General features: G+C 42.3%; 13 protein-coding genes and 1 pseudogene. 8 read left to right on the forward strand and 6 right to left on the reverse strand.

Annotation, left to right across the window (positions count from 1 at the left end):
* Position 1: 1 nt before the first annotated feature.
* Complete coding sequence (locus tag ACOAOT_RS01080; RefSeq protein WP_420215246.1) at positions 2 to 1,513, forward strand: VanW family protein; 1,512 nt, start codon at positions 2 to 4, stop codon at positions 1,511 to 1,513.
* A gap of 83 nt (positions 1,514 to 1,596) precedes the next feature.
* Here ACOAOT_RS01080 and ACOAOT_RS01085 read toward each other — a convergent pair whose 3' ends face one another.
* Positions 1,597 to 3,339: a methyl-accepting chemotaxis protein gene (locus ACOAOT_RS01085; RefSeq protein ID WP_420215247.1), complete on the reverse strand. Its 1,743-nt coding sequence runs from the start codon at positions 3,337 to 3,339 to the stop codon at positions 1,597 to 1,599.
* 322 nt (positions 3,340 to 3,661) lie between these two features.
* On the opposite strand from ACOAOT_RS01085, the gene ACOAOT_RS01090 reads away from it, so the two are divergent.
* The 4 genes and pseudogenes from ACOAOT_RS01090 to ACOAOT_RS01105 all read left to right on the forward strand — a co-directional run bounded on the left by ACOAOT_RS01090 (position 3,662) and on the right by ACOAOT_RS01105 (position 6,576).
* Positions 3,662 to 3,814, forward strand: a complete 153-nt coding sequence (locus ACOAOT_RS01090; RefSeq protein WP_170824202.1) for a hypothetical protein — start codon at positions 3,662 to 3,664, stop codon at positions 3,812 to 3,814.
* Complete coding sequence (locus tag ACOAOT_RS01095; RefSeq protein WP_420215248.1) at positions 3,807 to 5,426, forward strand: recombinase family protein; 1,620 nt, start codon at positions 3,807 to 3,809, stop codon at positions 5,424 to 5,426. The genes ACOAOT_RS01090 and ACOAOT_RS01095 overlap by 8 nt, the downstream gene beginning before the upstream one ends.
* A 12-nt stretch (positions 5,427 to 5,438) precedes the next feature.
* A pseudogene (locus tag ACOAOT_RS01100) lies at positions 5,439 to 6,284 on the forward strand (nucleoside recognition domain-containing protein); the annotation flags it as partial.
* A gap of 64 nt (positions 6,285 to 6,348) precedes the next feature.
* Positions 6,349 to 6,576 carry a hypothetical protein gene (locus tag ACOAOT_RS01105; RefSeq protein WP_420215249.1) on the forward strand — a complete coding sequence of 76 codons (228 nt, stop codon included), beginning with the start codon at positions 6,349 to 6,351 and terminating at the stop codon, positions 6,574 to 6,576.
* 53 nt (positions 6,577 to 6,629) lie between these two features.
* On the opposite strand, the gene ACOAOT_RS01110 is transcribed toward ACOAOT_RS01105, so the two are convergent.
* Positions 6,630 to 7,028 carry a bacteriohemerythrin gene (locus tag ACOAOT_RS01110; protein WP_420215250.1) on the reverse strand — a complete coding sequence of 133 codons (399 nt, stop codon included), beginning with the start codon at positions 7,026 to 7,028 and terminating at the stop codon, positions 6,630 to 6,632.
* Between the two features lie 178 nt (positions 7,029 to 7,206).
* Between ACOAOT_RS01110 and ACOAOT_RS01115 the strand changes: the two genes are divergently transcribed.
* The 3 genes from ACOAOT_RS01115 to metA are packed head-to-tail and all read left to right on the forward strand — an operon-like array spanning position 7,207 to position 10,852.
* The gene (locus tag ACOAOT_RS01115) at positions 7,207 to 8,010 is read left to right on the forward strand and encodes a pseudouridine synthase (protein WP_420215251.1); all 804 of its coding nucleotides are present in this window, start codon (positions 7,207 to 7,209) and stop codon (positions 8,008 to 8,010) included.
* Entirely contained in the window at positions 7,985 to 9,943 is a 1,959-nt protein-coding gene (ligA, locus tag ACOAOT_RS01120; protein ID WP_420215252.1) for an NAD-dependent DNA ligase LigA, read from the forward strand. Before ACOAOT_RS01115 ends, ligA begins: the two co-directional genes overlap by 26 nt.
* 3 nt (positions 9,944 to 9,946) lie before the next feature.
* Positions 9,947 to 10,852, forward strand: a complete 906-nt coding sequence (gene metA, locus ACOAOT_RS01125; protein WP_420215253.1) for a homoserine O-acetyltransferase MetA — start codon at positions 9,947 to 9,949, stop codon at positions 10,850 to 10,852.
* Between the two features lie 489 nt (positions 10,853 to 11,341).
* Here the strand turns inward: metA and ACOAOT_RS01130 are convergent, their stop codons facing one another.
* The 4 genes from ACOAOT_RS01130 to ACOAOT_RS01145 form a co-directional block, all read right to left on the reverse strand.
* The gene (locus tag ACOAOT_RS01130; RefSeq protein WP_420215254.1) at positions 11,342 to 11,626 is read right to left on the reverse strand and encodes a DUF2442 domain-containing protein; all 285 of its coding nucleotides are present in this window, start codon (positions 11,624 to 11,626) and stop codon (positions 11,342 to 11,344) included.
* 11 nt (positions 11,627 to 11,637) lie between these two features.
* Entirely contained in the window at positions 11,638 to 11,898 is a 261-nt protein-coding gene (locus ACOAOT_RS01135; protein WP_420215255.1) for a DUF4160 domain-containing protein, read from the reverse strand.
* Positions 11,899 to 12,059: 161 nt separating this feature from the next.
* A complete protein-coding gene (locus ACOAOT_RS01140; RefSeq protein WP_420215256.1) occupies positions 12,060 to 12,191 on the reverse strand; it encodes a helix-turn-helix domain-containing protein in 132 nt (43 codons plus the stop codon).
* A gap of 333 nt (positions 12,192 to 12,524) precedes the next feature.
* A complete protein-coding gene (locus ACOAOT_RS01145) occupies positions 12,525 to 12,962 on the reverse strand; it encodes a hypothetical protein (RefSeq protein WP_420215257.1) in 438 nt (145 codons plus the stop codon).
* Between the last annotated feature and the right edge of the window lie 5 nt (positions 12,963 to 12,967).

Here is a 12,967-nt window from a genome sequence, read left to right on the forward strand (position 1 = left end):
TATGGATAAAAACAGGGCCAGAAGAAAACGTGAAAGAAGAAATCGGAGAATCATTTATGGATCATTGCTAATAGCTGCCCTGTCAACGGTTGGTATTTTATATAGCTTTGGAAGTAGTAAAAAAACCAAAGATTCTGACAGCAGCCAGGTGATCACAGAAACCAAAGAAAAAGAAACAGTCCCGGAGAAAGCGCTGGTATCGGCCAGGATTGGAGATACAAATCTCTCCGGATTGACTGTTAAAGAGGCAAAGGATACAATAGAAGAGCGTTATCAGTGGGGAATGACGGTTACAGACGGAACAGATGCAGTTGTAATCGATGATATAGTAAGCAGTCAGCTGGAGAAGATTATGAAGCAGCTGAGTGAAACCCCGGCAGATCAGCCACAGGATTATCAGCTGGATTATGATTCCATGAAGGAAGCATTTACAAAGCAGGCAGAAGCCCTTGCCAAGCGCTGGAACAAAGACGGAGTCAATTCCCAGGTAGAATCATTTGACCCGAAAACTGGGGTGTACAGTTATACAAAAGAGCAGAATGGCAGAGTACTGGACCAGGAGAAGTTAGTAAATCAGCTGCTGGATGCTGTTAAGAAAGAGAATTTTCAGGCAGAGATCCCGGCAGAGTTTGCCCTTAAGGCACCTGTAAGGACCCAGGCTCAGGCAAAGGAACAGTATAAGGTAATCGGAACCTTTACTACCAAAACCACCACCAATAAAAACCGGAATCAGAATATCAGCCTTGCAGTGAATGCCATCAACGGCGTGGTCTTAAAGCCTGGTGAGGAATTTTCCTTTAATAATACCACAGGAAACCGTACCAGTGAAAAGGGATATCAGCCTGCAGGCGCTTACAGAAACGGCGTTTTAATTGAAGAGCCGGGTGGCGGCGTATGTCAGGTTTCCACCACACTGTACCATGCGATTATAGAAAGCGGGTTTAAAACCACAGAACGGAATTCACACAGCTTTGCTCCCTCCTACGTGGAAAAGGGACAGGATGCCATGGTCAGCTTTGACGGCTATGCCGGACCGGATTTAAAATTTATCAATACAGGAAGTTCTTCTGTTGTATTGAGAGCATCTTTAGACGGAACTACTTTAAAACTATCTATCGTAGGAATCCCGGTTCTGGAGGATGGGGTAAAGGTTACCATACGTTCAGAAAAGGTGAAGGACTCCGATCCCCTTCCGGTTACCTATGAGGAAAACACAGCGCTGCCTTTTGGAACAGAAAAGGTAGTGGATAAAGGAACCATCGGCGGATATTTTAAGAGCTACCGTGTATTCAAGAAGGGCGACACTGTAATAAAGGAAGAGCCGCTTCACAACAGCAGTTATAAAGGGAAACCTCAGGTAATTCAGAGAAATACCACCTTAAAGCATGAAGAGACCGTACAGGAAACTCATGTACAGCCGGAAAGCACCACAGCAGCTCCGACTGAAGAACCAGGTGAGACCCATGAGACTGTGAATGTGGGACCTGGTGTGGCAGGAACAGACAATCAGTAAGTCAGAAAGAAACAGAACAGGAAAAACCATTTTTAGATTTTCCTGTCCTGTTTCTTTTTTTGCGTTATTGGTGTGCATTTTGACTATATCTTAAACTCTAAAATCATGTCATGTAAGTCTTTTGCAAGCTGGGATAAGAGATCGCTGGAAGCAGCGATCTCTTCCAGCGCGCCGGCTTCCTCCTCCATAGATTGATTCACGTCTCCCGCAGCCTGGGAATTTTGCTTTGCAATGTGGGTTAGATTTTCAATTAGAGCCAGTATTGTATTTTTCATATCATACATTTCTTTTCCGGTATCATTTAATTGCATTGAGGCATTTTTAGACTTTTCCATGGCCTGATTAATGGCCTGATAAGTGGCTCGGCTGTTTTCAACCCGATGGGTTTGTTCCGTGGTAATGCATTTAATTCGTTCCATGATATCCACAGCGTTAGAAGCGTTTATTTGCAGATCTGAAACAATTTCTTCTATATTTTTTGAAGAATCGGCAGATAAGGCAGCCAGTTTCTTTATCTCACTGGCAACAACTGAAAAGCCTTTACCAGCCTGACCTGCACGGGCTGCTTCTACAGATGCATTGAGAGCCAGAAGCCTGGTCTGAAGGGCAATGGAGGAGATCAGGCTGCTTGCTGCACTGATCTGATGGGAGCTCTCGTTGGTTTTAGTCACTAAATCATATATTTTCTCGTTGGCACTGTTGCTCTCCGCTGTTATTTCAGAAAGGTTATCCATTTCTTTAAGACCGTCATTAATTGACTCTGTAACAACTGTTATGGCACTGTTTATATGATTTGCTAATGAAAGGTTATTATCAATAATATTTCCTAATTGGGTTGTTTTTAAAGCTCCTTCCATGGTGCTTTCCATCTGATCGTCTGCTCTGGAAGCTATCTCGTGAATGGTGTGGGATACCTCTTCGGCCGCTCTGGCTGATTGAGTAGAAGCGGCAGTCAGCTGATTAGAGGTAAGAGCAACCTGACTGGAGGAAGAGTTTATCTTACCAATCAGCACTTGAAAGTTATTTCTGATATTTTCCAATGAATTGGCTAAAACTCCAAATTCATCCTTTTTTCGTAATTCTTTTTTTGAAATACTGTTTTGTAAATTGAACTCTGCCAGTTCTTTTGCAAAATCAGAGGATCGTTTAATGGAGCGGGATATTTTATCTGAAAAAAGAAACCCTGCCAAGGCAATAATTGCTGTAAATATCACAAGAATCAGTAAGCAGACCTTTTTAAAGTGCTCCATTTCATTATAAATAGATTCTGCATCAAAGTCCGCACCCATGATTCCCACAACCGTACCCTGACTGTCCTTAATGGGATAATAGGAGCTTATGTAGATTCCCCAGCCTTCTACAAAGTTAAGCCTCTGGTCTGTATAGGGAATTCCGCTCCAGGACTGTTCGTAGCAGAGTGCAGATTCTTCCATATCTCCGATATGAGAGAGTTCTCCCTCAGGTGAACCGTCAACTACATACATAAATTTTCCATCAGAGGTTTTTCTAAGAGTGAAGATATGTCTTGCTCCGGTGATCTCCCTGATTTTTATTAAGTTGTCCCGTTCTTTTTTATAATAATCGGTGTTTTCATCCTCTGGAGAGGTCAGTGTTATAAATTTTTCCACATCAATGTACTTACTGGACTGGGATACTGTCTGGTAAGCCGTCTCGGAGGCCTTACTGGTAACAGCTTTATAGCTTTGCTGATATAAGATATAAGCAAGTGTCATTGTAATAGAAAGTACCATAATCAGAAAAAATGCAATGATTTTTATCCTGATGTTTTTTTGAAAAGATAATCCTGATGGAAAAAAATGTCTCATAATAAGCTCCCCTAATCATTTTTTCAGCCATAGATGGTACAGAGGCAATGGCTGATTCCTCATTTGGTATATAGCCTGATTATAGCTTTTAATATTTAAGAGTGCAAGTTACTTTTTGTTGAAAACAGTGCAATATGCATAAAAACAATGCAATGGTTTAGGGCAGTTTAGAACAATGTGCATAAAAGACTTGGAAAAATCAACCTTTTAGAGAAGCTGAAATCAACACCTCTAAATGCAAATAGCAATTTTTCGCCAGTTGGATTCACTTATGTATATGGTACAAACCTTTATGAATAAGATTTTTCAGGAGGTGGGCATCATGGATTTGTCCAAAGAGAGCGCCTATGAAAAAAAATGGGGAGAAAAGCAAACTGCGGTTTTGATCGAGCGCTGTTATCAAGGAGAGGCATCCGTAAAGGAATTGGTTCTCTGCCTGTTAAAGAAACGGCTGGAGGCAGGAGGTCGTGATTAGAGAAAGAGACAAAGAGGGGCGGCAGTATAAGGCGGCTTTGTACATGAGACTCTCCAAAGACGACGGGACTGGGGAGAGCGCAAGCATTAATACTCAGCGGAGCATGCTGCGTTCCTATGCTGACCGAAATGGTTTTTTTATATACGGAGAATACGCAGATGATGGCTACAGCGGGACTACTTATGATCGTCCGGCATGGAAACGCCTGCTTGCAGATATAGAGGCGGAGAAGGTAAATCTTGTAATCACCAGAGATCTTTCCAGGCTTGGAAGGGATTACATACTTACAGGTCAGTACACAGAGATTTATTTTCCAGCTAAAGGGGTTCGTTATATTGCAGTAAATGACGGCTATGATTCAAACAATCGGGGAAATGATCTGGCTCCCTTTCAGAATATTGTCAATGAAATGTATGCCAGAGATACATCAAAAAAGATTCGAAGCGCATTGAGAACCAAGATGGAAGACGGGGCATATATCGGAAATTATGCTCCTTATGGATATAGAAAGGACCCTGGTGATAGAAACCATCTTTTAATTGATCCTCTGACGGCACCAGTGGTGCGGGACATCTTTGAGCGGGCTTCCAGGGGAGAACCTCCATTAAAGATTGCAAAGGAGCTGAATGAGAGGTGTATTAAAACTCCGGCCAGTTACCGTCGTTTTAAACGGAAGGAGGTGGATATGGAGACTGTTGGAGGAGAAAAGGGCTGGACATCCAGCACCATCTGCAAGATTCTTTCCAACCGGGTTTATACAGGGGATATGGTGCAGGGCAAAACCTCCAAGCTGTCATTTAAAAGTCAGATGACCTTAAGGATACCGAAAGAGGAATGGATCGTGGTAGAAAACAAGCATAACGCCATTGTATCCAAAGATTTGTTTGAGCAGGCAGGAAGGCGGAGTGTCCCACGGAAGAGATCAAAATCAGCTCAATTTTCTAATGCATTTTCCGGACTGGTGTACTGTGGGGACTGCAAAAGAGTGATGACCACAACAGGGGGTAGTCATAAGGAGGACAGAAAGCTGGTATGCAGCGGATATAAGCAGTATGGGAGAACTGCATGCACAAACCACTACATGAAATATGACCTGCTCTGCCAGATTGTATCCCAGGAGCTTGAGACTCTCATTACACTGTCAGAAGAAGAGAGAAAAGAGGTTGCGGGCCAGTTAGAGTTCTATGGAAGAAACAGAGGCAATCCAGAAGAAAAACGGGCGGCTGCATCTTTAAAAAAAAGGGAGAGGCAGATTGAGCGAATTATTGGAAAGCTTTACGAGGATCGAGTCAATGAAGTGGTGGGAGAAGAACGTTTCTGTAAGCTGCTCATTTCTTATGAACAGGAGCTAAAGGAGATTGGGGCAGAAGCAAATGCCTTAAAGCGAATGACCAAATGTGAGTGGAAAAGCATAGAGGAGTCAGAGAAGTCTGTGGATTGTTTATTAATTGAGATAAGGGAAAAAAGGATTCCAGCTTTTGATCTGCTGCACCAGTTTATTGACCGGATTGAAATTTTTCAGTCAGGGAAAGATCCGGATCAGAAAGACAATACAATTATGACTGTCAGGATTTGTTACCGGTCAGAGTCTCCAGACAGTAAAAAAGCATAGATTTCTCCCGACATGTGCATGGGTTTTGGCTGCAATGCAGCAGGAATTGTAGGCTGCCGGATTATTGATTCTCCAAGAGAACGGCTTATTGCAATGATAACCAATAACTTTGTTCCCTGCAATGGCCGTTTCCCAACCATGATTGCAATTATCACCATGTTTTTTATCGGAGGAGCGGCGGGATCATTTTCCACTCTTTTATCTGCAGGGATTCTGTCAGGTATTATTCTTCTTGGAATTTTCATGACCCTTGTAATATCCAAAATACTCTCTGTAACCATATTAAAGGGGATTCCCTCTTCCTTTACCTTGGAGCTGCCCCCTTACCGCAGGCCACAGATCGGAAAGGTCATTGTCCGTTCCATATTTGACCGGACCCTCTTTGTTCTGGGAAGAGCGGCTGCAGTGGCTGCTCCCGCAGGTCTGTTAATCTGGCTCATGGCAAATATCACAGTGGGGGATATGACCTTATTAACCCGCTGCTCCGGTTTTTTAGATCCCTTTGCCAGAGTCATCGGCCTTGACGGCGTGATCCTCCTGGCATTCATCCTTGGCTTTCCTGCCAATGAGATTGTTGTTCCCATTATGATAATGGCTTATCTTTCCGAAGGCAGCATAAGGGAAATCAATGATTTATCCATATTAAGGGATCTGCTGATTGCCCATGGCTGGACCTGGGTGACTGCCGTCAGCACCCTGCTTTTCTCCCTCATGCACTGGCCCTGCTCCACCACCTGCCTGACCATAAGGAAGGAGACCGGGAGCATGAAATGGACTCTTTTGTCCTGGGTTGTTCCTACGGTAACCGGAGTTATTGTCTGCTTTTTATTTACTACTGCAGCAAGGGCGTTCCTGTAATGTTTAAAGTTCCCTCTGATTGTCTACAATAGGGGTAAGACACTCATAGAAAGGAGGGAGAAGCGTGAACAGGAGTTACCACGTTTACGCCCTGTCAGACCGGCCAAAGGCCAGAAAAATTGAGCGGGAAATTGCAAAGGTCGATGGGGTGAAAGTAGTAAAGATTTCAGAAGACTTAAAAGTGATGAACATTGAGATGGAGAACAGCAAGATTACGGCTGTCATGGAGCGGGTGGTAAATATCTGCAACCGCATTTCTAACGGCTGTGAAGTGCATTATAAGTTTACGTAAGGATAATAAAAAAAGAGGGCTTGAATGGATTTCATTTAAGTCCTCTTTCCCTGCTAATGGGCTGTCTTTGCGTATTCGCCGATCTTTTTGTCCATATTTGAAATGTGCTTTGTCAGCCATTCAAGCACCATCTGGTTTGCATTTAAGATAACAAGTAAATTACCGCCTGAAGAATTATAATCACTTCTCAGCTTGGAAAGCTGGGCAATGAAAGTAGTATGTGCCTGCTTCTGCTCTGTATATCCCGGGTAATGAATCTTCTGCATGTAAACTTCCTCGTCTGCAAAATGCTTCTTTGTGTAATCTTCAAGAAAATCTAAAAGCTCTCCTACATATTCCTTCGCTTTGTTGTTCTTTCCGGCATCAAAGAGAGCCTCTGCTTTTTCAAACCACATCTTATGCTGATCATCAATCATTGAAATACCAACTGATAAATTTTGTGTCCATGGCATAACGAAATCCTCCTATGTAATAATGATATTTATTATTATAATACTCTTGTTAAGAAAAAGCAAACCATATTTTACCAATCAGCAAAGAAAAATTGATTTTAAAATACAGATAAAAATTTGACGTACCACTTTAGCAATGTTATAATTTTTATCTAGCAAATAGTAAGGGAGAACAATTATGGATGCAAATGGAATCCGTCTGAATAAATATTTAAGTGAGGCAGGGATCTGTTCCCGCAGGGAGGCGGATCGGCTCATTGAGACAGGAAAGGTTAAAATCGATGGACAGGCCGCAGTACCGGGACAAAAGGTGCTTACGGGGCAGTCTGTTACGGTTAAGGGCCGTTCTGTCAGCGCAGCCAAAGGTGAGACCGGCCATAAGGCAGAGCCTGTCTTTTTAGCAGTCCATAAGCCCCGGGGTGTGGTATGCACCACCTCAGACAAGGACCGGGCTCCCAATATCGTGGATCTGGTTCATTATCCTGTGAGGATTTATCCCATAGGCCGTCTGGACAAGGAGTCCGAGGGTCTGATTCTCATGACCAACCAGGGAGATTTAGTGAATAAAATCATGCGCAGCGGAAATGCTCATGAAAAGGAATATTTAGTAAAAGTGAATCGTCCGGTCACAGACGATTTCATCAGAAAGATGCGAAAGGGAGTCACTCTTTCCGAGTTAGACGTAACCACAAAGCCCTGCTTTGCAGAGAAAGCGGGAGAGAAAACATTTCGTATCGTATTAACCCAGGGATTAAACCGCCAGATTCGCCGAATGTGCACCCAGCTTGGTTTTGAAGTGCGCATGTTAAAGCGAATGCGGATTATGAATATTGAACTAGGAGATTTAAAGCCGGGTGCTTACCGTGAACTCTCCCGGCGTGAATACCACCAGATGAAAGAGTCTTTAAAAAGCTCGACCAGTCTTTCCTATCAAGAACAGAAAAAGGAGAAATCTGATGGACGAAAAACTAAAAAGAATTAAGGAACTGATCCTGTTATTGCAGGAAGCAGGAAAAGCCTACTACCAGGAAAGCCGGGAGATTATGAGCAATTACGAGTATGATCGTCTCTACGATGAACTGGCGGCGCTGGAGGAGGAAACCGGAATTGTTTTATCTAACAGCCCCACACAGAACGTTGGCTATCAGGTCTTAAGCGAGCTTCCCAAGGAAGCCCATGATTCCCCTATGCTTTCTCTGGATAAGACGAAAAGCACGGAGGATTTAGCAGACTGGCTGGGAGGCCAGAGGGGAATTCTCTCCTGGAAGCTGGACGGACTGACGGTTGTTCTGGTTTACCGGGAAGGAACGCTTCAAAAAGCGGTAACACGGGGAAATGGTGAGATCGGAGAAGTAATTACCAACAATGCCAGGGTATTTGCAAACATACCCCTTACCATATCCTACCAGGGAGAACTGGTGATTAGGGGAGAGGCTGTCATAAAATATACTGACTTTAACCGGATTAATAATGAGATTGAGGATGTGACCGCAAAATATAAGAATCCAAGAAATCTCTGCAGCGGTTCCGTCAGACAGTTAAACAACCAGATCACCGCCCGCCGAAACGTAAATTTTGAGGCATTTGCACTGGTTTCCGCCCCAGGGGTTGATTTTAAAAACTCCAGAGCTGAGCAGTTTCAGTGGTTGAAAGCCCAGGGCTTTGATGTGGTGGATTATAAGATCGTGACGAAAGAAACCATCGGGGAAGCAGTTGCTGAATTCGCAAAGACTGTACCGGAATATGACATTCCGTCAGACGGACTGGTGCTTTTATTTGATGATATCGCTTATGGAGAATCTCTTGGACGGACTGCCAAGTTCCCCCGCAACGCCATCGCATTTAAATGGGCTGATGAGATCAGGGAGACGACTCTGACAGAAATTGAATGGAGTGCGTCAAGAACCGGCCTGATTAATCCGGTTGCCATCTTTGAGCCGGTTGAGTTAGAGGGTACGACAGTGAGCCGTGCCAGTGTTCATAATCTAAGTATTATGGAAGCTTTGGAGCTGGGTGAAGGGGACCAGATCACGGTTTACAAGGCGAATATGATTATTCCTCAGATTGCCGACAATTTAACCAGAAGCGGAAAAATAAAGATTCCGGATCACTGCCCGGTCTGTGACGGAAGGACGGAAATCCGTCAGGTAAATGATGTAAAAAGTTTATATTGCACCAACCCGGATTGTCAGGCAAAGCGGATCAAGGGCTTTTCTCTGTTTGTAAGCCGGGATGCTTTAAATATTGATGGATTATCAGAAGCTACGCTGGAAAAGTTTATCGGGGCCGGATTTATCCGGGAGTTTGCCGATATGTTTCATTTAGATCAGCATGAAGAAGCTATTACTCAGATGGAGGGCTTCGGTAAAAAATCTTATGATAATTTAATTCAGGCAGTGAAAAAGGCGTCTCATACCACCCTGCCCCGTCTGATCTATGGGCTTGGAATTGCTGGTATCGGAGTTGCCAATGCAAAGATGCTCTGCCGGGAATTCCGTTTCGATTTTGACCGAATGCGTCATGCAGAGGAAGAGGAGCTGACTGCTGTCTCCGGCATTGGAAAGGTGCTGGCAGATGCATGGATTACTTATTTTAAGGACGAGAAGAATAATGAGATGACAGATCGTCTGTTAGCGGAAGTAACCATTGAGCAGGAGGCGGAGACCGGAGGAGAGAAGCGGCTGGAGGGAATGACGTTTGTTATTACCGGATCCGTGGAGCATTTTGAGAACCGGAAGGCACTTCAGGAAGCAATTGAAGCACAGGGAGGCAAAGCGACTGGTTCGGTTACATCAAAGACGACTTATTTAATTAACAATGATACCACATCCAATTCGTCTAAAAATAAAAAGGCAAAGGAACTGGGAGTGCCCATTATTTCAGAAGAGGATTTCATAAAACTGCTGGAGGGATAAAATATGCCGATTAAAGTACAAAAGGATTTACCTGCGAAAGCCATACTGGAAACAGAGAACATATTTATCATGGACGAGGACCGGGCCTTAAGCCAGGACATTCGTCCCCTTGAAATCCTGATTATTAATTTAATGCCCATTAAGGAAGAGACGGAGACCCAGCTTCTTCGCGCATTGTCTAATACTCCCCTGCAGGTGGACTGTACGTTTCTGATGCTGGAGAGTCATACTTCAAAGAATACTTCTGCCAGTCATTTGAATAAGTTTTATGTGTTCTTTGATGAGGTAAAAGAGAAAAAGTTCGATGGTATGATTATTACCGGTGCGCCTGTTGAGAATATGGAGTTTGAAGAGGTGAACTACTGGGAAGAGCTGACGAAGATTATGGAGTGGAGTAAAACCAATGTCACCAGCTCCCTTCATATCTGCTGGGGCGCCCAGGCGGGTCTTTACTATCATTATGGTGTGCCCAAGTATAAGAGGGATACAAAGCTTTCTGGTATTTACAGACACAGGGTTCTGGATAGGAAAGTGCCGCTGGTACGCAGTCTTGATGATTATGTGATGGCGCCTCATTCCCGGTATACCGAGGTGAGGAGAGCAGATATAGAGAAGCATGAGGGGCTGAAGATTCTGGCGGAGTCGAAGGAAGCTGGAATCCTGATGGTGATGAGTGAGGATGGAAAGCAGGTTTTCATTCAGGGGCATCCGGAATATGATCGGATGACGTTGAATGGGGAGTATCATAGGGATCTGGATAAGGGGTTGAATCCGGAGATTCCATGTAATTATTATGAGGACGATGATCCGGATACGATGCCGGTGCTTTGTTGGAGGAATGCGGCGAATACGATTTATGGGAATTGGTTGAATTATTATGTATATCAGGTTACACCGTATGAGTTGTAGGAAATGTAAGGAAAATAGCGTGTTTACGGCATTTTAAAGAGCTGTGTGCAATTTTCAAAGTATCGTAAAATATCGCCGAATAACACCTTTTATCGTGAAATTGGGGTATTAATGAGGTATAGCAAAGTGCTTTGTGGGGTACGGAAACTGTTGAATAAAAGACTTATATAATATATAAATTTGGACATCTAAATAAGTCTATATGCTTATAGAAATATGAGCCTGTAGGCTTATTTTAGTGCCTAAAAATCACATATGGGGAAAAATATCTGTGACAGTTAAACGTCTGTATGGACATTCTGGTGCGCCACAGGGGTATTGTAACAGCACTATCACATGACACTAGCAAACAGCAGTTTTATAGCAACACAGGAATAATAAGGATTCGATGTGTATTCCGATGATAGAGCCGACAATAAGGCTAAACACAAAGAAAGACGGTTCACATGACCGCCTTTTTTTGTTATAAATATTTAATTTTTATATGTTTCATGCAATCAAATGGTTAATAGATTCTAGTTCATAAAGCATGAACGGATCAAGGTCTATGCATTCACTTGGGTTCCTATCCCCTGTTATGTCCCAAGCAAGAGTGTCATTTAAGACAGTACATGTGTCTTTAAACACCTGAATATTTTGTAATGGCTTAAAGACTTCACCTTGTAAAAGACCTGATGCGTCATACTCGACGATTTTTCCATCATCAAAAAATACTTGCACATGGTAATTGTCAAAAGGTATCACTTGTACAACTACAGGAAAATAATCTTGCATATTCACCCCTCCTATACTAAAGGATTAATTCTGTTTAATGGCTTTTGATCTTTTGTGAGTTCCCAGTTTTGCATTAATTCGTCTTGATGGATTGTACACCATGCAAGTATTAAACGTAATTGTTTATTAGGCAATGACCCTTTTATAACTTGAATGTTAATAATATCAACCAATGCTTTATTACCATTGTACTCAGCGTGGAAATGTGGTGGCGTATGGTCGTTATAGTACATAGTTATGCGTATACCATAGAATAATGATATCTCAGGCATTTTATCACCGTCCTTTGTTTTATTATACCATGATAAGATAGTGATATGCAAGTTAGTGTAGAATCACTTAAATCTCTTTTCTTTCATTATCTGAATAGCTTACCATCGTTAATTTATCCTTTTTGTATTAATTCTTTATTTCCCTATTATAATGAACCTTTTTATTCTTTGTCTGGTACATGCTCCATCAAGTCCCCAGGCTGACAATTTAACTCCTTACACCAGCGGTCAATGATATCCGCACTTAACTTTGCAGTACCATTCATTAGTGTTGTGTATGCGTTTTGTCCCATAATTCCATCTTTCTTTACCTTATGAACTGTAGGGAAGGGCTTGGGAAGTGCACTATATAAGGGTATTTCAGACTTTTACGACCAAAATAGAATAGACAAGATTAACGTAAAATATCGCGATATATCATGTTTTAATGAAAGATTGGGGTACGATTTAAGACAATGTTGGAAGTAGATATTATAAACCTGTATTTCAGTAAGAAATTGATGGAACAAATTTATGAAGCGAATTAGCTATTAAGCAAGCAGATAGGAAGCCTATCCCCTCCAATCCCACGTATGGAAATCAGCCAATTTAGTTTGAACCCAAGTTGGAAAAGAAATTAGCAAATCCTATTCTACCGTAGTGCCTATTATATGATAACTACCAGTGAATTTGCGTTCTGTTATTATAATGCTATAATTCCCTTTTGTTAGTGTCACGGTATCGGAGCCAGATTGATATTCTTTCATTGGGTACACAAAGTCTTTTGTGTCCTTATCTTTTATTCCAAGCTTGAAGTCTCCAGATTCATTGGATACGGTAATAGTGAATTCTGTATTATCCGCAACTATAAAATCATAACGCAATGGTTGAGCATATGCAGAGTTTTCAATCTTATATAATTCTTTTGGTAAATCCAAAATTTCTTCATTGTTATTAATCGTGTTGTCCTTTAAAGTATTAGATTCCACCTCAGAGAAGGTGGACTTATCAATATATTCACTAGTTGTACACCCAACCAATATAAACATTAAATTAATGATTAAAAAAATGCAGATTCTCTTCATATAAA

The sequence above is a fragment of the Lacrimispora struthionigena genome (assembly GCF_048627165.1).
Taxonomy (GTDB): domain Bacteria; phylum Bacillota; class Clostridia; order Lachnospirales; family Lachnospiraceae; genus Lacrimispora.